This window comes from Sphingomonas sp. AC435 (assembly GCF_979253005.1).
In genome coordinates, this window is the sequence record NZ_CEEDCJ010000001.1 from 692,063 (window position 1) to 708,592 (window position 16,530).

Below are 16,530 nucleotides of genomic sequence, written 5' to 3' on the forward strand. Positions count from 1 at the left end.
GGGCGGGTTACGCTACCTCTTATCCCCATGTTATCCACAGATCGGCCCACAGCATCGCTCACCGGCCCCGCGACCTGTCTCGCCGCCTATCCTGCTCACCCCCGGTGACGACGCGGCTTCACCTGCATTTGCTGTCGGATTCGACCGGCGAGACGCTGGAGAATATCGCCAAGGCGGCGCTCGCGCAGTTCGACGATGTCGAGACGGTCCGCCACTTCTGGCCGATGGTCCGGACGGAGATGCATCTCGACCGCATCCTCGCGGAGATCGCGCAGAATCCGGGCCTCGTCGTCTACACGCTCGTCAATCCGGCGATGCGGCGGACGCTGGAGACGCGGTGCGCCGGGCTCGGGCTACCCGCGGTCGCGCCGCTCGATCCCGTCAACGACGCGCTGTCGGCGATGCTGGGTCAGCAGGCGAAAGCGCGGCCTGGGCGGCAGCACGTCCTCGACGCCGCCTATTTCGCACGTGTCGATGCGATTCAGTGGACCATCGCGCATGACGACGGCATCGCGCACGAGGAATGGGAGGAGGCGGACATCGTCCTGGCGGGCGTCAGCCGCTCGTCGAAGACGCCGACCTCGATCTACCTCGCCAATCGCGGCTTCAAGACCGCGAACATCCCGATCGTCGTCGAGAGTCCGCCGCCGGCGTCGCTCTACCGCCTGCGCAATCCGCTCGTCGTCGGACTGACGACCAGCGCCGATCGCCTGATCCAAGTACGCCGCAACCGCCTGTTGTCGCTCAACCAGCAACCCGACACCGCCTATGTCGAGGAGGAAGCCGTGGTCCGCGAACTCGCCTTCGCGCGCCGCATGTTCGCTGACAATGGCTGGCCGGTGATCGACGTCACCCGCCGCTCGATCGAGGAAACCGCCGCGGCGATCGTGTCGCTCGCCAACCAGCGGGAGGTGTGAGGATGGGGCTGGCGTCGGTTTCCCCTCCATCTTTCTCCCCTCCCCGGCGAAGGCCGGGGTTCAGCTGCCGCGCACCGCGTGAGTGTCACCGGCCGCTCCGCAACTGGACTCCGGCCTCCGCGGGGGAGGAACTCGGCTCGTCACCCCGCAATCTCTCGTACTCCCGCGAAGGCGGGAGCCTAGTGCCTTCTGACTCACGAATCACCGCTCATCCCGGATCACTGTGTCCGCGCCTTCGCAGGGACACATCGGACCAGAACCACCGCGCAGGAATGCTCCACCGATGACCTTCATCCTCGCCTCGCAAAGCGCCTCCCGCCGCGCCATGCTCGACGCCGCCGGCGTCCCGTTCGAGGCGGTCGCCGCCAACGTCGATGAAGAATCCGCGAAGGCCGCCCTCACCCACCTCTCGCCTCGCGACCTCGCGGATGCGCTGGCGGAACTGAAGGCGGTCAAGGTCGCCACCCGCCTGCCCGGCCTCGTCCTCGGCTCCGACTCGCTGGTCGCGCTCGCCGACGGCACCCGCCTCGATAAGCCGGAGCGCCGCGAACAGGCGGCCGAGCATCTGACCCGCATGAGCGGCGGCACGCACGACATCTGGAGCGCGGTGGTGATCGCCGAACAGGGCCGCCCGGTCTGGCGCCATGTCGAACGCGCGCGGCTGCATGTACGGCCGCTGTCCTACACCTTCATCGAGGCATATCTGGATCGGGAGTGGCCGGTCATCGCGGGATGCGTCGGCTGTTTCAGGATCGAGGGGCCGGGCGTGCAGCTGTTTGCGAAGATCGAGGGAAGCCATTTCACCATTCTCGGGATGCCGTTGCTGCCGGTACTCGCCTATCTGCGCGAACGCGGCGTGTTGCCGAAGTAAAGGCACACGCTGGATCGCCTCCACTTCCTCCACTTCGGGCCTCCACTTCGAAGGATATTAATGCCCTACGCAGACGTGATCGGGGACCCGATCAGCCACTCCAAATCGCCGCTCATCCACCGTTTCTGGCTGGAGGCGCTGGGCATCGACGCCGATTACCGCGCGAGGCACGTCACGCCGGATGACCTCGCCGCCTTTCTCGATAGTAGCGCCGCCGACCCCGACTGGCGCGGCTGCAACGTCACCGTCCCGCACAAGATCGCCGCGCTCGACCATGTCGCCGACCCCGGCGACGTGCGGACCTCGATCGGCGCGGTGAACACCATCTTCCGTCAGGCGGACGGCACTCTGGCCGGCACCAACACCGACGCCGCCGGCTTCTGGGCACCGATCGCTGACCTCGATCTCGCCCGACAGCCGGTGACGGTGATCGGAGCGGGTGGTGCGGCGCGCGCGATTCTGTGGGCGCTGGCGCAGGTCGGCGTCGGCCCGGTGACGGTGATGAACCGCAACCCGCTCAAGGCCGCGGCGCTGTTGTCTCACTTCAAGCTCAGGGGTCAGGCGCTGCCGCTCGGTCCGTCCGCGCCGCCGTCCGCGCTGCTCGTCAACGCGTCGAGCCTTGGGATGGTCGGCCAGCCGCCGCTGTCGCTCGACCTGTCCGCCCTGCCCGACCACGCCGTTGTCTACGACATCGTCTATGCGCCGCTGGAGACGGAGCTGCTGGCGGCGGCCGGCGCGCGCGATCTCGACACGGTGGACGGTCTCGACATGCTGGTGGCTCAAGCCGCGGCGGCGTTCGCGATCTTCTTCGGCAAGGACCCGCCCCGCGACCGTGACGATGATCTGCGCGAGTTGCTGACGGCCTGATGTTGACCGTCGGCCTCACCGGATCGATCGGCATGGGCAAGTCCACCGTGGCGGCGATGTTCGCGGCCGAGGGCGTGCCGGTGTTCGACGCCGACGCGGCCGTCCACCGCTTGCAAGGCGCCGCGGGTGCCGTCGTCGCCGAAATCGAGGCGGCGTTTCCCGGCACCACCGGTCTGGCTGGCGTGAACCGCACCGCCCTTTCCGAAGCGGTACTGGGCGACGATGCGGCGATGAAGCGGCTGGAGGCGATCGTCCACCCCGCGGTCGCGGCCGAACGTGCCGCATTCGTCGCAGCCCATGCCGACGCGCCGCTGATCGTCTTCGACATTCCGCTGTTGTTCGAAACCGGGGGCGATGCGCGCGTCGACCGGGTCGTCGTCGTCTCCGCCGCTTCTGTCGTCCAGCGCGCCCGCGTCCTCGCCCGCCCTGATATGACGGAGGCGAAGTTCGCCGCGATCCTCGCGCGGCAACTGCCCGATGCTGACAAGCGCGCCCGCGCGGACCTCGTCATCGCGACCGACGTGACATTCGACGAAACCCGCGATGCGGTTCGCCGGGCGATCTCTTGCCTCCGCGCGCCGACGGGCGGATAAGGTCCCCATGCGCGAGATCGTGTTCGATACCGAAACCACCGGATTCAAGTTCGCCGAGGGCGACCGGATGGTAGAGATCGGCTGCGTGGAGCTGTTCAACCGGGTCGAAACCGGCCGCACCTTCCACGCCTATTATTGTCCCGAGCGTCCGATGCCGGCGGAGGCGCAGGCGGTCCACGGCTTGTCTGACGCCTTCCTGTCCGACAAGCCGGTGTTCGCGGCGGGTGTCGCCGACCTGCTCGACTTCATCGGCGACGCGTCATTGGTCGCGCACAATGCCGGCTTCGACTTCGCCTTCCTGAACGGCGAGCTTGGGGCATGCGGTTTCCCGCCGATCTGTACCCGGACGCGGATGGTCGACACGTTGCAGATCGCCCGATCGCGACATCCCGGCGCAAAGCATACGCTCGACGCGCTGTGCTCACGCTTCGGGATCGATCGTTCGCACCGCGTCCTGCACGGCGCGCTGCTCGATGCGCAGTTGCTGGCGCAGGTCTATGTCGAACTGATGGGCGGGCGGCAGATCGGGCTCGGCCTCGTCAGCGACATCGTCGTGGCCGATACGGGGCCGGTCGTCGCATCCGCCCCTCGCATCGTCCGGCCGCCGCGTGTTTTCACGGTGCCGGAGGGAGAACTTCTCGCGCATGCCGCGTTCATGAAGGGCATTTCAGATCCGCTCTGGGGGGCCGTGGCGTCCGGTTGACGCTGTTTCGGACGAAGCCAACAGGATCGTTCGAGAGACATGGAGAAGACGATGGATATCCGGATTTCAGGTCATCAGGTCGAAACGGGCGAAGCGCTCAAGACCCATGTCCAGGACCGACTCCAGGGTATCGCCGACAAGTATTTCAGCCGCGCCATCTCTGCCGAAGTCACCTTCGGAAAGGGGCCGCATGATGTCGGGTTCAAGTGCGATATCGTCGCCCACGTGATGAAGGGCCTGGTGCTGAAGGGTCGGCACGAAGCGCAGGACGCGCATCCCGCCTTCGACGGTGCGGCGGAGAAGATCGAGAAGCAGCTACGTCGCTACATGCGCCGCCTGAAGGATCGCCACGCCGCCGAGACGATCGAGATCGCGGAGGCCGGCGCCTACGACAATGCCGGCTATACGCTGTTCGCCGAGTCGACGTCCGAGGAGGAAGAGGCCGACGCCCCCCTGATCGTGGCGGAAACGCGCGTCGATATCCCCGATGCGTCGGTGAGCGATGCGGTGATGATGCTCGACCTGCGCAACACGTCGGCGCTGCTGTTCAAGAATTCCGGCACCGGCACGTACAACATGGTCTATCGCCGTGGTGACGGGACGATCGGCTGGGTGGAGCCGCAGCGCGCCGCCTGAGCCCTTCCCTTGCTCCCCCCGCGCCAGCCGCTATGGCCCGCGCGGGGGCCTTCATGACCGGGACAGCTTCGTGATTACCGATTTCAGCGACTTGCTGCGTCCCGACGCCGTCGCCACCGGCTGGAACACGGCCACGAAGAAGGCGCTGTTCCAACAGGTCGCCAACAGCTTCGAAATCCTGCGTGTCGGCGACGCCCGGACGATCGCCGATCGGTTGGCGGAACGGGAGAAGCTCGGCTCGACGGGGTTCGGCGGCGGCGTCGCGATCCCGCATGCCAAGCTGCCTGACCTGGCTGCCCCTACCGGCCTGTTCGTGCGCCTGTCGCAGGCGATCGACTTCCAGGCGGTCGACAACTTGCCCGTCGATCTGGTGTTCGTACTGCTGTCGCCGGTCGACGCCGGATCGGACCATCTGAAGGCGCTCGCCCGCGTGTCGCGGCGGCTGCGCGACCGGTCGTTCCTGGGCAAGCTGCGCGGGGCCGGATCGCGCGACGCGCTCTATGCGCTGTTCACCGCCGACGAGAGCCGGCATGCCGCCTGAAAGCGGAGAGTCGGCGCATTTTCGGGCGCTGGAGCAACTCTACGCAGAGGCGCCGATCAACCGCTTCTTCGAATCCTCGCTGGAGATCCCCGAAAGCGGCGTCGCCCGCATCCGCTTTACGATCGACGACCGCTATTACCACGCCGGCGGTGCCGCGCATGGCACGAGCTATTTCAAGATGCTCGACGATGCCGCCTTCTACGCCGCGAATAGTCTGGTCAGCGATCGCTTCCTGCTGACGACGGCGTTCAACCTGTTGCTGACCAAGCCGCTGACCAGCGGCCCGGTGGTGGCGGAGGGGCGCTGGATCAGCGGCAAGCGCCGCGTCTTCGTCGCGGAGGCGCGCCTGATCGATGCGGATGGCGAGGAAGCGGCGCGCGGGACCGGCACCTTTATGCGGTCCCGCATCCCGCTCGCGACCTTGCCGGGGTACCGCGCGTGAGCGACCGGCTGCCGAGTCATCTGCTCGTGTCGGCGATGCTGCGACGGGCGAACGACAGCGGCGGGCTGGGCATGGTGCTGGCGAAAGGCAACGCTCAGGCCGGCGCGATCCTGGCCGTGACGATAGAACCGGGTGGTGCCGAGCGGTTGTTCGAGCGGGGTTTCGACAGGCTCGGTCGGGTCGCGATCGTCGAGTCGACACCGGCGGAGGATGTCGTCGGCTACTGGCGGCGGAGGCGCTCACGCGACCCCGATCTGTGGGTGATCGAACTGAACGTCCCGGGGGCGGAACGACTCGTCGCTGAAACATTGGCGGCGAATTGACTCGTTAACTCGCTTCGGCGAGCGCGGTTCCACTGAAAACACGCGTTGTGCTGTGTCCGGGTGCGATCCGGGTCGGTGACGCAGTCGGGGGGCAGCCCGGACGACCACCTCGGGTGGTCGGGTCCGTGATCTCACCGCATGTCGTATAGAGTGAATGACCGTTTTTGCCCGGTTCGCGACTGCCGCGACCATGTCCCTTGCGCTGGCCGGCCTGCTCGGCACCAGCACGCCGACCCTGGCACAGGAGGTTCAGACCTCCGTCGCCGTGTCGGCCCCCGCGGTGGAGTCCACAGTCGAGCAGACCGCTCCTGTCGAGACCGCGGCCACCGACTCCTTCGATACCCTGGCCGATGCCGTCGACGCGCATGATGACAATGCGACCGCTTCGACCTCCGCGATGCGCTGCCTGGCCGGTGCGATCTACTTCGAATCCAAGGGCGAGCCGCTGTCCGGTCAGCTCGCAGTCGCTCAGGTCATCCTGAACCGCGTGAAGTCGGGGCGTTTCCCGACCGACGTTTGCGCCGTCGTCAAGCAGCGCGGGCAGTTCGGCTTCGTGCGCGGCGGTGAGATCCCCGCGGTCAACGAGGGCGCCCGGTCGTGGCGCACCGCGATCGCGGTCGCCCGCGTCGCGATGGCCGACATGTGGAAGGCTGCCGCCCCCAAGGCGCTGTACTTCAACACGCCGGGCCGCTTGCCGGGTTCGGGCCTGACCAAGATCGCCGCGATCGGCAATCACATCTTCTATCGCTGAACGCACCACGGCGGGGCTTGCCCGCCGTTCGTGTTACGTTCTATGAGCGGGGGCGATGCTGGACGTCGCCCTCTCTTCGTGTCTGGATGATGGCAATCCGCTGCTCTGCGCCGCCGATGTGGCGCGCGGGGTCACGCGGATGCTGCTGCGTCACGACCTCGTCACCCTGACCGAAGTCCCGCTGGACGGTGGTCGCCGTGCCGACCTGATGGCGATCGATGCGCGCGGGGGGCTCGTCGTGGTCGAGATCAAGGTGTCGCGCGCCGACCTGCTGGGTGACGGCAAGTGGCCGGATTATCTGGCGCATTGCGACCGGTATTTCTGGGCGGTGCCGGCGGGGTTCGACCTGTCGCCGCTGGACGGTCCAGCGTTCCTGCCGGAGCGGACGGGCGTGATCGTCGCGGATCGTTACGATGCAGAGATCGTCCGTCAGGCGCATACGGTGCCTCTTCCCGCGCATGTCCGCAAACGGTGTACCCTCGCGTTCGCGCGGCGGGCGGCGCGGCGGCTGACGGCACTGGCCGATCCCGAGGCGGCGGCGCTGCCGTTCGAGTGACCCTCCGGCACTGATTGGCCAAGTTGTTGTAATCGCTGGGGGCGGCCCTGGAAGGTTAGGCTAAGGTTAGTCCAACGTCGTTGGTTCGCAGGGTTCGCTTTCCACACGTCAGAGCTGGCGGGTTCAAGGAGCAAGCGCAGGCGGAGCCTTGGACGACGCGTTCAGCGTGGCACGAACCGGGCGCTGTAGGACAGCTTCCATCGGTATTTTGTTGGAGCGATCAGCGGGCGGCGTCGGGCGTGACGTTGCGTCCCGGCTTCAATCGATCGCGAGAGTAGCGGACTGGCAGTGTGCGGGACCGTAAATGACGGGACGAGGTCGGCATGACGGATGAGGTTGGGGCCGCCCTGTTCGCGCCGTCGCCGGAGATCTCAGGGGTCGCTGGGATGACGAGGGAGTGATCGTGCGCCGCCCCTTGGCTTTCGCGCGAGCGGCGCCACGGGCGCCCCGCATTCCATCTGTGCTTCGACAGGCTCAGCCCGAACGGCGCAAGCTGAGGTCGTCAGGCTCTAGAATTTCGGGCCGGCGACCTGAGCCTGCGTCTTCTTCGGCGTCTCGGCGAAGATCTTGGCGATGGCGGAGTTGCGCGGGTCGTTGGTGGCGTATTCGCGGGCCGACTGCCCGGTCTGGCGATCCTGCTGGTCGGGATCGGCCTTGGCGGCGATGAGCAGGCGGACCATGTCGATGCTGCGGTTCTGCGTCGCCAGGATCAATGGCGTGATGCCGGTCTGATTGGCGAGGTTCGGATTCGCCTTTGCCGCGGACAGGATCGGGATCATGTCCGACTGGCCGCCCTGCACGGCGAGCAGCATCGGCGTGTTGCCCTTGCCGTCGCGCAGATTGGGGTCGGCACCCTTTTGCAGCAGGAAGCGCAAATAGGTGCTGTCGCCGCGCTTCACGACGATGTGCAGCGCGCCGTCGCCGGAGGTGACTTCGCGGGTATTGATGATGTTGCTGCCCGGCTTGTCGAGCATCGCGATCACGTCGTTGCCCTTCGCATCGCGAACGGCACTGAGGAATTTGTAGCTTTCGGATTGCTGCTGCGCCGCCACGGGGGCCGTCAGCATCAAGATAGCTGCCGAAATCAATGCCTTGCGCATCATGCGAACGGGGTCCTTGGAACGATAACCGGAATGCTTGCGCGACACCGGCTAACAGATCAAGGCTGGCACCGCCATGAACAAGCTTCTTCTCGCCGGACTTGTCCTGCTATCCGCCTGCCAGCCCGCGCCGATCGAGAAGCCGCCGCTGGAGGGTGCGCGGATCGGTGGTCCGTTCACGCTGACCGACCAGAACGGGCGCACCGTGACCGACCGCAGCTTCGCGGGGAAATACCGGATCATGTATTTCGGCTATACGTTCTGTCCCGACGTCTGTCCGACCGACGTGCAGTCGATTTCCGCGGGGCTGAAGCTGGCCGAACGCGATGCGCCGGACAAGGCGGCGAAGGTGGTGCCGGTCTTCGTCACCGTCGATCCCGCCCGCGACACCGTGCCCGTGCTGAAGCAGTTCGTTTCGGCCTTTCATCCGCGCCTCGTCGGCCTGACTGGCGACGAGACCGCGATCGCGGCGATCAAGAAGGCGTATGCGGTCTATGCCGCCAAGGGGGCGGCGACGCCCGGCGGCGGCTATCTGGTGGATCACAGCCGCACTGCCTATCTGATGGACCCGGACGGCAAGCCGCTGGTGCTGGTGCCGCAGGACGAGGGGCCGCAAGCGGTGGCCGACACGATCGAGAAGTGGGTACAGTGATCGACAAGTTCTGGGAACGACCGATCGAGACGCTCGACCGTGGCCAGTGGGAAGCACTGTGCGACGGATGCGGGAAATGTTGTCTTCACAAGCTGGAGGACGAGGATACCGGCGAGCTGCACAGCACCAACGTGGCGTGCAAGCTGCTCGACCGGCGCAGCGGCCAGTGTTCGGATTACCGTCACCGGCGCGCTTATGTGCCGGAGTGCGTACGACTGACGACGCGCAACGTGCGCGACATCGACTGGTTGCCGTCGACCTGTGCGTACCGGCTGCGCGCGAACGGTGAGCCGCTGCCCGACTGGCATTACCTCGTCAGCGGCGACCGCGAGGCGGTGCATGCGGTCAAGCAGTCGGTGCGCGGCTGGACGGTCAGCGAGACGGATGTCGGCGACCTGGAGGATCACGTCGTCGATCGTATCCTGTGACCGTACAGGCGCTGGCGGCGGCGGGGATCGACGTGGTCCGCAACCCGCGGGCGCGCCGATGTACCCTGTCGCTGGATAGCGCAACCGGGCGGGCGCGGCTGGTGTTGCCGCCGCGCGCTGCGCTGAAGCCGGCCCTCGCATGGGCCGCCGGCAAGACGGCGTGGCTGGCGGAGCAGCGAGCGCTGCTGCCGGTGGCGCGTCCGTTCGCGCCGGGAACGACGATCACGGTCGCCGACGAAACGCTGACGATCGTGCGCGATGAGGGATCACGCCGCGTACTCGTCCGGGACGGCGACCGGCTGCTCGTGGCGGGGCCGGAGGAGACGATCGGCCGCCGGGTCGAGGCGTGGATCAAGCGGCGTGCGCTCGACCTGCTGAGTGCCGAAACGCAGGAGTACGCCGCGCTGGCCAAGGTGACGGTCGCGTCGGTCGCGATCGGCGACGCACGGCGGCGCTGGGGAAGCTGTGCGTCGACGGGCGTGATCCGCTACAGCTGGCGGCTGGTGCTCGCACCCGGTTGGGTGCGTCGTGCGACCGTCGCGCATGAGGTGGCGCACCGGGTGCACATGAATCACGGGCCGCAGTTTCATGCGCTGGTCGCCGACCTGTACGGTTGCGACCCGACCCCTGCGCGCGTCTGGCTGCGCGAGCACGGCGTGGCACTTCACTGGGTCGGGCGGTCGTCTTGAACCGGTACCGGCTGGCGGACCGGCGGTAGCGGCTGACGGATCGGGGCGGGCAGGGGCTGCCGGCCCGGTGGTACCACCTCGCCAGCGGCCGGATCGCGCGGCGCATCGCGAGGGGGCCCATCACGCCCGGTCACGCGATCGATAAGGTCGTCGAGCTGTTGCCGCGAGGTGTCGTCGTCGGGGCGCTCGTCCGGCGCACTGGGATCGACCGGCTGCGCGGTCGAGGCGCCCGCGATGGGATTGCCGTTCTCGTCCACCATCTGGCCGCTATTGTCGGGCTGGCCGAAATAGCTCTCCTCATCGGGTTCGATCTGCCACTCGGGCAGCGTCACCTGCGTGTCGAACTGCTCGATTGGGCGCTTGGCGGTGGCAGGGCGCATGAAGGCAGCGAAGGCGCGCGCGGGCGCGGTACCGCCATGCAGACCACGGATCGGGCGGGCGTCGTCGCGACCCATCCACACGCCGGTGGTCAGGCCACTGGAGAAGCCCAGGAACCAGCCGTCCTTCAGCGAGGTGGTGGTGCCGGTCTTGCCCGCGACCGGACGGCCGATCTGCGCCTCCCGCCCGGTGCCGGTGTTGACCGCGGTCTGGAGCAGGTCGGTCATTTCCGCTGCGACATAGGGCGCGACGAGGACGCGGCTGGTATCCGCCTGATGCTGGTAGATCACCTCTCCGTTCGCGGTCACGCGGGTGATCCCGTAGGGGACGATCGCGACGCCCTTCGACGCGACGCTGGCGAAGGCGCGGGTCATGTCGATGAGGCGAACGTCGGACGTGCCGAGCACCATCGCCGGATGCGTGTTGATCGGGGTTGTGATGCCGAAACGGCGGGCCATGTCGGCGATCGTGGTGAAGCCGACCTCCTGCCCCAGCTTCGCCGCGACGGTGTTGAGCGAATAGGCGAAGGCGGTGCGAAGCGACACGTTGCCGCTGTTGCGGCGGGAATCGTTGCGCGGGCTCCAGCCGTCGATCGTGACGGGTTCGTCAACGATCGTGTCTTCCGGCTTGTGGCCTGCCTCCAGCGCGGCGAGGTAGACGAACAGCTTGAACGCGGACCCCGGCTGGCGGACCGCCTGGGTCGCGCGGTTGTAGATCGAGGACACATAGTCGGTGCCGCCGACCATCGCGCGGACCGCACCGTCGCGGTCGAGGCTGACGAGCGCACCCTGCGCGCCGCCGGGGACGTTGGCGCGGATCGCAGTATCCGCCTGACGCTGCATCGCCGGGTCGATCGTCGTCCACACCTCCAGCGGCGCCTGCGTCTCGTCGATCAGCGTATCCAGTTGCGGCAGTGCCCAGTCGGTGAAGTAGCGCGCGCTGTTCTGCTGCGCGCCCTGCACCAGTTTCAGCGCCTCCGGATTGGCTTCCTCCGCCTGCAACTGGGTGACGTAGCCGTTCCGCACCATCTGCTGGATGACGACGCCCGCGCGGCCCCGCGCGGCGTCGGCGTCGGCGGTGGGCGAGTAGTTGGAGGGGGCCTTGACCAGGCCGGCGATGACGGCGGCCTCGGCCAGATTGAGTTCGTCCGCGCCGTGGCCGAAGAATTTGCGGGAGGCCGCGTCGATACCGTACGCGCCGCCGCCGTAATAGACCTTGTTCAGGTACAGTTCGAGGATCTGGTCCTTCGAAAACTTGCGTTCCAGCGCCAGCGCGAGGATCGCTTCGCGAAACTTGCGGCCGAACTTCTTCTGGCTCGACAGGAAGACGGTGCGGGCGAGCTGCTGGGTGATCGTCGAGCCGCCCTGGATCCAGCGACCGCGTTCGTAGCGGACCTCGACCGAGCGGGCGATGCCGATCGGGTCGACGCCCAGATGGCTGCGGAACCGGCGATCCTCGACCGCGACGGTGGCGTCGCGCATGACGCCGGGGATGCGGCTGTAGGTCAGCCATTCGCCATAGCTGGGGCCGAGCGAGGCGATCACCGAACCGTCGCTGGCGTGGACGCGGATCATCTGGCCGTTCGGTGAGGATTTCAGCTCCTCGAAGCTCGGCAGTTGCGACCGCGCGACATAGACGGCGATCACCAGTGCGCCGAGCGCAAGAACGCCGAGGCCGGTCAGGATCTTGACGAAAAGACCGAGGCGGCGACGCCAGGGCGAGCGGAGAGCTTTACGCGTGCGGGCCATGTAGGCGGCACGAATTACGCGGTAACCGTGCCCGCCACAAGCGTTACCGCGTCAGCCCTTGCGAGGCCGAAACTCCAGCGCGACCGAGTTCATGCAATAGCGCAGGCCGGTCGGCGGCGGACCGTCCGGGAAGACGTGGCCGAGATGGGAATCGCAGCGGGCGCAGCGGGTTTCGGTGCGGACCATCCCGTGGCTGCGATCGGAATGATCGGTGACGCTATCTTCCGCCAGCGGCTGCGTGAAGCTGGGCCAGCCGGAGCCGCTGTCGAACTTGTCGGCGCTGTCGAACAGTTCGTTGGCGCAGGCGGCGCAACGATAGATGCCGTCCGCCTTGTTGTCGGTCAGCGCGCCGGCGAAGGCCCGTTCCGTCCCCGCTTCGCGCAGGACGTGATATTGCTCCGGCGTCAGCTTGCGACGCCATTCGGACTCGGACAGATTCAGATGTTCCATGTCGCTAATCTCGGATCGAGGGGGCGGAGCGTCAATGGCCAGCGTGACCGATCCGGGTCAGTCGCGCGACGATCTGGATCAATGCGGGACGGGCGGCGGCGACGAGCAGCGGTGCGAGCGGACCTTCGCCGATGCCGCGGATCAGGCCGGCGACGCCGATCGGGCGGTGGACGGCGCGCGCGAAGGCCGGCTGCCAGCGTCGTGCCGCGTCGGATCCACCACGCGTGTAGGCGTTCGCGGCGGCGATGCCGCTGGCGATGGCGATTCCCATCCCTTCGCCGGCGAGCGACGGGATGACGCCGGCCTGATCGCCGAGCCGGAACAGCCCAGCGGTACCGCTGCGCTGACGCCAGCCATAGGGGACGTTGGCGACGGCATCGATCGCGGCACCCGCGGCCATGTGTGCGATACGGTCGCCGAGGTGGGGGTTTTCGTCACCGAGCGCCGCGAGGAGGGCGGCGGGCGACCCGGCTTCGGTCAGGCGGGAGCGGTGGACGGCCATGCACAGGTTGACGCTGCCATCCTCCTGTCGCGCGACGCCGGCATAGCCGCGGTCGAACAGGTGTAGTTCGATCGTGTCGCCGACCAGCGCGTCGAGTGCGGGCGCGGCGGCGAGGCGGACGCGCAGGCCGAGCGTGGGGTCCCGCCCACGCGCCGCCTCGGGCCGCGCGAGCCCGCGCAGGTCGTGCTTGCCGGTGGCGAGGAACAGCGCGTCCGCCGCGACGGTGGTGCCGTCGTGGAGGCGGATGCCGTCGTCTTCCACCGCCCGCGCACCGACCCCACGCTCGATGGCATCGACGCGGTCCAGCAGGAGCGTATCGAGGCGGTGGCGCGAGACGCAGACGGCGGGGCGGGGCAGGGGGGCCTTCGCCATGCGGCCGCCGGCGAACAGGCGGACGCGGGTGACGCGGTCGCGGTTCAGATCGTCGGCTTCGACACCGAGCGTCGCCAGCGTCTCCAGCGTCCGCCAGCTCAGGAAGCCGCCGCACAGCGCGTCACCGGTTTCGCGCGTCCGCTCCAGCACGAGCGCGGGTGTGCCGCCGCGCGCGAGCGCGATGGCGGCGGCGGCACCGGCCGGACCGCCGCCGACGATCAGCGCAGCGTGTCGACGCACAGCCGGAACGGGAAAGTGCGGTAGACGCGGGCGTGATTGATGCCGGCCTCGTGCAGGATCACGGGCCATTCGGTGGGGCGATAGCTGCGCGCGATCGACAGGGTACCGTCGTGGCGGACGATCGGGTGCCAGCGCGCGAGACGGGCAAGCAGCGGGAAGCCGATATGCGCGAAGCCGTGGCGGTGGAGGTCGTTGACCAGCCAGCAGCGCGCGTTCGCGTCCATGAAGCGCAGGAAGGCGACAAGCTGGTCGTGATTCATGTGATGCGCGACGAGGCTGGAGACGATCGCATCCCACCCCCCGCCCTGCTCGGCATAGTCGCCGGTCACCCAGCGGATGCGCGAATCGGCTGACGTATGCGCGCGCGCGGCCTGTTCGGAGCGGGGATTGAGGTCGACGCCGACCAGTTCGGCCTCGATTCCGCGCTTCATGGCCCATCGTTCGATCCGGCGCAGCATGTCGCCGTCGCCGAAGCCGACATCGAGCAGGCGGAGCCGTCGACCTGTGACGGCACGCTTGAGGAAGGCCATGGTCGGGCGCGCTGCCAGCGTCACGGCGTTGACGCGCGCGAGGTCCGCTACGACGTCGGCGTAGACGGCGGGGTCGAGGTCGTCCGCGTCCATCAGCTCCTCGGCCTGGGCGCGGACCGCGAGGGTCATGACGCGCTTCGGAATCCGAAGCCCTCCGCCGCGAGGCCGGGGCCGAACGCCAGCGCGACGCCGTGCTCGACCGGTGGTCCGGCGAGCAGCCGTTCGAGCACGAACATCAACGTCGCGGACGACATATTCCCGTGATCGGCCAGCACGCTGCGCGACGGCGCGAGCGCGTCGCCGGGGAGTGCCAGCGCCTGCTCCACCGCATCGAGGATCGACCGGCCGCCGGCATGCACGGCCCAGCCGTCGATCGCGTGCGCGTCGCGACCGGCGGTGACGGTGGTGCGGAAGGCGTCGTCGTCCAACGCATCCGCGATCCGGCGCGGGACTTCGCCCGACAGGTGCATAGCGAAGCCGGTATCGGTGATCGCCCAGCGGATCAGCGCATCGCTGTCGGGCAGCGTTGCGGCGAACGGCGCGTCGAGCGCAAAGCCATGCGGGTCGCCCGTGACCAGGGCCGCCGCCGCACCGTCGCCGAACTGCAGCATCGCCAGCAGCGGCTCCAGCGCGGTCGTCTCCTGCAAATGCAGCGTCGACAGTTCGCAACAGATCACCAGGATGCGGGCATCGGGTTCGGAGCGCACCAGATGCCGGGCGGTGCGCAGCGCGGCGACCGCGGCATAGCAACCCATGAAGCCGATCAGCAGCCGCTCGACCGATCCCGGCAGGCCGAGCGCCCGCGCGACGATCTGATCGAGGCCCGGTGCGACGAAGCCGGTGCAACTGGCGACGACCAGATGGGTGATGCCGGTCAGGTCGACGCGGTTCGCGAGGGCGGCGACGGCATCAAGGCTGAGCGCCGGCGCGGCTTCTGCGTACAGCGCCATGCGGGCTGCGGTGCCGGGCATCGCCTCCGCATAGAAGCCCCCCGGTGAGACGGGGGACAGACCCTCCGCGGTGGGGGGCAGCACCGACCAGCGGTGGCCGATGCCGGATCGCCGCGCCATCCGTGCGAATAGTCGCGCATCATCGGCGGCGACGCGTGCGCCGGCCCAGTCGATGAAGGCGTGATGGATATCGTGCGGTGGCGTCGCCGTACCGACTGCGTTGAGATAGGCCGACACTGCGGGGTAAGCGGACACGGGCAAGCGGTTGCGACCTTCGATCAGCGGTGGCGCGGACCATCGGGAGGAACCGCGCGCAACGTCAACGCATCAATCGCCCGCTTCGCTGCACAGGTTAGCACGCATCCGGTTCATCATCGTCATGATCGCCGCCAATGCCGAAGCGCTCCTCGACCAGGGCAATCGCATGGCCGACATAGGCGGCCACGACATGCTCCTCGAGCTCTTCCAGCTTGATGCACGCGGCGCGGAGTTGGGTATGCACCCATTGCACATCCTGCCGACGATCGTTCGATGCGACCAGACTATCCTCCTTGAAAACAGGTTACGGTAAGATGTGCAAACACCATTTCGGCGATCGGTATACAACGGTCAAGCCAGCCTCAGTACTCCAATAGCTCGGCCGCGAAATTCATCCTAACATATGTTTGGATTGTGGATGTAAAGCTATTACAATATGATCGAGATTGGTTCATCGTCTCAGCCGGAACCAATGCACGGGTTTTCCGTCTGAACGATGGGATCAATCGCTGATCGCACGACGGGGGGCTGGCCTGATGGAGCAGTATAGATTGTGAGCGACGCCTCGATCGTAGCCCTGATCAAGGACATGACGGCCAAACTGTCAGCAGTCGCCGACGAGTTCAGCATGCGCGCCGATCAGGTTCATACCGATCATCCCGCAACTCCTTTGAACGGTGCCACCGCCGCGCCGGTCCGGGAACCGATCACGGTCTGTCGGCGATTGCTGGAGGAACGCCGCCTCCGCCGTCGGCATCTGCCGGCCGACCTGTTCCACGAACCGGCCTGGGATATGTTGCTGGCGCTGTATGTCGCCGATCACGAACGCCGGATCATGAACGTCAAGACGCTGGTCGGCAGCGCGGATGCGCCGGTCACCACGTCGCAGCGCTGGATCGATCATCTCGCCAAGCTGGGGCTGATCGACCGGGTCACCGATCCGATCGACCGGCGGCGGATCGAAGTGTCGCTGAGCGATAGCGGGCGCAAGGCGATCGAGGGCTATCTCGCGGCCATCGCCTGACGACCGCGC

At 67.6% G+C, this 16,530-nt stretch carries 22 protein-coding genes; 15 read left to right on the forward strand and 7 right to left on the reverse strand.

The window, feature by feature from the left end; all coding sequences use genetic code 11:
• Nucleotides 1-104 precede the first annotated feature (104 nt).
• The 11 genes from AC0CH8_RS03255 to AC0CH8_RS03305 all read left to right on the forward strand — a co-directional run bounded on the left by AC0CH8_RS03255 (nucleotide 105) and on the right by AC0CH8_RS03305 (nucleotide 7,200).
• Nucleotides 105-917, forward strand: a complete 813-nt coding sequence (locus AC0CH8_RS03255; RefSeq protein ID WP_055844568.1) for a pyruvate, water dikinase regulatory protein — start codon at nucleotides 105-107, stop codon at nucleotides 915-917.
• A 283-nt stretch (nucleotides 918-1,200) separates the two neighbouring features.
• Complete coding sequence (locus tag AC0CH8_RS03260) at nucleotides 1,201-1,788, forward strand: Maf family protein (RefSeq protein WP_465238649.1); 588 nt, start codon at nucleotides 1,201-1,203, stop codon at nucleotides 1,786-1,788.
• Between the two features lie 60 nt (nucleotides 1,789-1,848).
• The gene (locus AC0CH8_RS03265) at nucleotides 1,849-2,655 is read left to right on the forward strand and encodes a shikimate dehydrogenase family protein (protein WP_465238650.1); all 807 of its coding nucleotides are present in this window, start codon (nucleotides 1,849-1,851) and stop codon (nucleotides 2,653-2,655) included.
• Complete coding sequence (gene coaE / locus AC0CH8_RS03270; protein ID WP_465238651.1) at nucleotides 2,655-3,248, forward strand: dephospho-CoA kinase; 594 nt, start codon at nucleotides 2,655-2,657, stop codon at nucleotides 3,246-3,248. The genes AC0CH8_RS03265 and coaE overlap by 1 nt, the downstream gene beginning before the upstream one ends.
• Before the next feature lie 7 nt (nucleotides 3,249-3,255).
• Complete coding sequence (gene dnaQ, locus AC0CH8_RS03275; protein ID WP_465238652.1) at nucleotides 3,256-3,951, forward strand: DNA polymerase III subunit epsilon; 696 nt, start codon at nucleotides 3,256-3,258, stop codon at nucleotides 3,949-3,951.
• 51 nt (nucleotides 3,952-4,002) lie between these two features.
• Nucleotides 4,003-4,587: a ribosome hibernation-promoting factor, HPF/YfiA family gene (gene hpf / locus AC0CH8_RS03280; RefSeq protein WP_465238653.1), complete on the forward strand. Its 585-nt coding sequence runs from the start codon at nucleotides 4,003-4,005 to the stop codon at nucleotides 4,585-4,587.
• A gap of 73 nt (nucleotides 4,588-4,660) precedes the next feature.
• Complete coding sequence (locus tag AC0CH8_RS03285) at nucleotides 4,661-5,128, forward strand: PTS sugar transporter subunit IIA (RefSeq protein ID WP_211534501.1); 468 nt, start codon at nucleotides 4,661-4,663, stop codon at nucleotides 5,126-5,128.
• Nucleotides 5,118-5,570 (forward strand): PaaI family thioesterase, encoded by a 453-nt coding sequence (locus AC0CH8_RS03290; RefSeq protein WP_204199038.1) that lies wholly within the window; start codon nucleotides 5,118-5,120, stop codon nucleotides 5,568-5,570. The genes AC0CH8_RS03285 and AC0CH8_RS03290 overlap by 11 nt, the downstream gene beginning before the upstream one ends.
• Nucleotides 5,567-5,893: a DUF1491 family protein gene (locus AC0CH8_RS03295; RefSeq protein ID WP_465238654.1), complete on the forward strand. Its 327-nt coding sequence runs from the start codon at nucleotides 5,567-5,569 to the stop codon at nucleotides 5,891-5,893. The genes AC0CH8_RS03290 and AC0CH8_RS03295 overlap by 4 nt, the downstream gene beginning before the upstream one ends.
• 154 nt (nucleotides 5,894-6,047) lie before the next feature.
• Nucleotides 6,048-6,644 (forward strand): cell wall hydrolase, encoded by a 597-nt coding sequence (locus AC0CH8_RS03300; protein WP_465238655.1) that lies wholly within the window; start codon nucleotides 6,048-6,050, stop codon nucleotides 6,642-6,644.
• A gap of 55 nt (nucleotides 6,645-6,699) precedes the next feature.
• Nucleotides 6,700-7,200, forward strand: a complete 501-nt coding sequence (locus AC0CH8_RS03305; protein WP_465238656.1) for an MmcB family DNA repair protein — start codon at nucleotides 6,700-6,702, stop codon at nucleotides 7,198-7,200.
• 509 nt (nucleotides 7,201-7,709) lie between these two features.
• Here the strand turns inward: AC0CH8_RS03305 and AC0CH8_RS03310 are convergent.
• On the reverse strand, nucleotides 7,710-8,303 hold the full coding sequence (locus AC0CH8_RS03310) for an ankyrin repeat domain-containing protein (RefSeq protein WP_211534463.1): 594 nt from the start codon (nucleotides 8,301-8,303) through the stop codon (nucleotides 7,710-7,712).
• Nucleotides 8,304-8,376: 73 nt separating this feature from the next.
• Between AC0CH8_RS03310 and AC0CH8_RS03315 the strand changes: the two genes are divergently transcribed.
• From AC0CH8_RS03315 to AC0CH8_RS03325, 3 genes are read left to right on the forward strand one after another with little or no spacing between them, the layout of a single operon-like run.
• Complete coding sequence (locus tag AC0CH8_RS03315) at nucleotides 8,377-8,952, forward strand: SCO family protein (RefSeq protein WP_465238657.1); 576 nt, start codon at nucleotides 8,377-8,379, stop codon at nucleotides 8,950-8,952.
• Nucleotides 8,952-9,380, forward strand: a complete 429-nt coding sequence (locus AC0CH8_RS03320; protein WP_425530303.1) for a YcgN family cysteine cluster protein — start codon at nucleotides 8,952-8,954, stop codon at nucleotides 9,378-9,380. Before AC0CH8_RS03315 ends, AC0CH8_RS03320 begins: the two co-directional genes overlap by 1 nt.
• The gene (locus AC0CH8_RS03325) at nucleotides 9,377-10,069 is read left to right on the forward strand and encodes a M48 family metallopeptidase (RefSeq protein ID WP_465238658.1); all 693 of its coding nucleotides are present in this window, start codon (nucleotides 9,377-9,379) and stop codon (nucleotides 10,067-10,069) included. Before AC0CH8_RS03320 ends, AC0CH8_RS03325 begins: the two co-directional genes overlap by 4 nt.
• On the opposite strand, the gene AC0CH8_RS03330 is transcribed toward AC0CH8_RS03325, so the two are convergent.
• From AC0CH8_RS03330 to AC0CH8_RS03355, 6 genes are all read right to left on the reverse strand, one after another.
• A complete protein-coding gene (locus tag AC0CH8_RS03330) occupies nucleotides 10,045-12,195 on the reverse strand; it encodes a transglycosylase domain-containing protein (RefSeq protein ID WP_465238659.1) in 2,151 nt (716 codons plus the stop codon). The genes AC0CH8_RS03325 and AC0CH8_RS03330 overlap by 25 nt on opposite strands.
• A gap of 51 nt (nucleotides 12,196-12,246) precedes the next feature.
• Nucleotides 12,247-12,645, reverse strand: a complete 399-nt coding sequence (gene msrB, locus AC0CH8_RS03335) for a peptide-methionine (R)-S-oxide reductase MsrB (RefSeq protein ID WP_465238660.1) — start codon at nucleotides 12,643-12,645, stop codon at nucleotides 12,247-12,249.
• A gap of 31 nt (nucleotides 12,646-12,676) precedes the next feature.
• A complete protein-coding gene (locus tag AC0CH8_RS03340) occupies nucleotides 12,677-13,759 on the reverse strand; it encodes an NAD(P)/FAD-dependent oxidoreductase (protein WP_465238661.1) in 1,083 nt (360 codons plus the stop codon).
• The gene (locus AC0CH8_RS03345; protein ID WP_465238662.1) at nucleotides 13,738-14,418 is read right to left on the reverse strand and encodes a methyltransferase domain-containing protein; all 681 of its coding nucleotides are present in this window, start codon (nucleotides 14,416-14,418) and stop codon (nucleotides 13,738-13,740) included. The genes AC0CH8_RS03340 and AC0CH8_RS03345 overlap by 22 nt, the downstream gene beginning before the upstream one ends.
• A complete protein-coding gene (locus tag AC0CH8_RS03350; RefSeq protein WP_465238663.1) occupies nucleotides 14,415-15,500 on the reverse strand; it encodes a type III polyketide synthase in 1,086 nt (361 codons plus the stop codon). Before AC0CH8_RS03350 ends, AC0CH8_RS03345 begins: the two co-directional genes overlap by 4 nt.
• Nucleotides 15,501-15,591: 91 nt before the next feature.
• Nucleotides 15,592-15,741 (reverse strand): hypothetical protein, encoded by a 150-nt coding sequence (locus AC0CH8_RS03355; protein WP_204199025.1) that lies wholly within the window; start codon nucleotides 15,739-15,741, stop codon nucleotides 15,592-15,594.
• 309 nt (nucleotides 15,742-16,050) lie between these two features.
• Here AC0CH8_RS03355 and AC0CH8_RS03360 point away from each other — a divergent pair, with 309 nt between their 5' ends.
• Nucleotides 16,051-16,521 (forward strand): hypothetical protein, encoded by a 471-nt coding sequence (locus AC0CH8_RS03360; RefSeq protein ID WP_204199024.1) that lies wholly within the window; start codon nucleotides 16,051-16,053, stop codon nucleotides 16,519-16,521.
• The last annotated feature ends 9 nt before the right edge of the window (nucleotides 16,522-16,530 follow it).

Bases quoted from the DNA above. Each gene is read 5' to 3' on its own strand.
- AC0CH8_RS03260 (WP_465238649.1), top strand. From the start codon at position 1,201: ATGACCTTCATCCTCGCCTCGCAAAGCGCCTCCCGCCGCGCCATGCTC.
- AC0CH8_RS03265 (WP_465238650.1), top strand. From the start codon at position 1,849: ATGCCCTACGCAGACGTGATCGGGGACCCGATCAGCCACTCCAAATCG.
- coaE (WP_465238651.1), top strand. From the start codon at position 2,655: ATGTTGACCGTCGGCCTCACCGGATCGATCGGCATGGGCAAGTCCACC.
- dnaQ (WP_465238652.1), top strand. From the start codon at position 3,256: ATGCGCGAGATCGTGTTCGATACCGAAACCACCGGATTCAAGTTCGCC.
- hpf (WP_465238653.1), top strand. From the start codon at position 4,003: ATGGATATCCGGATTTCAGGTCATCAGGTCGAAACGGGCGAAGCGCTC.
- AC0CH8_RS03290 (WP_204199038.1), top strand. From the start codon at position 5,118: ATGCCGCCTGAAAGCGGAGAGTCGGCGCATTTTCGGGCGCTGGAGCAA.
- AC0CH8_RS03300 (WP_465238655.1), top strand. From the start codon at position 6,048: ATGACCGTTTTTGCCCGGTTCGCGACTGCCGCGACCATGTCCCTTGCG.
- AC0CH8_RS03305 (WP_465238656.1), top strand. From the start codon at position 6,700: ATGCTGGACGTCGCCCTCTCTTCGTGTCTGGATGATGGCAATCCGCTG.
- AC0CH8_RS03310 (WP_211534463.1), bottom strand. From the start codon at position 8,303: ATGATGCGCAAGGCATTGATTTCGGCAGCTATCTTGATGCTGACGGCC.
- AC0CH8_RS03315 (WP_465238657.1), top strand. From the start codon at position 8,377: ATGAACAAGCTTCTTCTCGCCGGACTTGTCCTGCTATCCGCCTGCCAG.
- AC0CH8_RS03330 (WP_465238659.1), bottom strand. From the start codon at position 12,195: ATGGCCCGCACGCGTAAAGCTCTCCGCTCGCCCTGGCGTCGCCGCCTC.
- msrB (WP_465238660.1), bottom strand. From the start codon at position 12,645: ATGGAACATCTGAATCTGTCCGAGTCCGAATGGCGTCGCAAGCTGACG.
- AC0CH8_RS03345 (WP_465238662.1), bottom strand. From the start codon at position 14,418: ATGACCCTCGCGGTCCGCGCCCAGGCCGAGGAGCTGATGGACGCGGAC.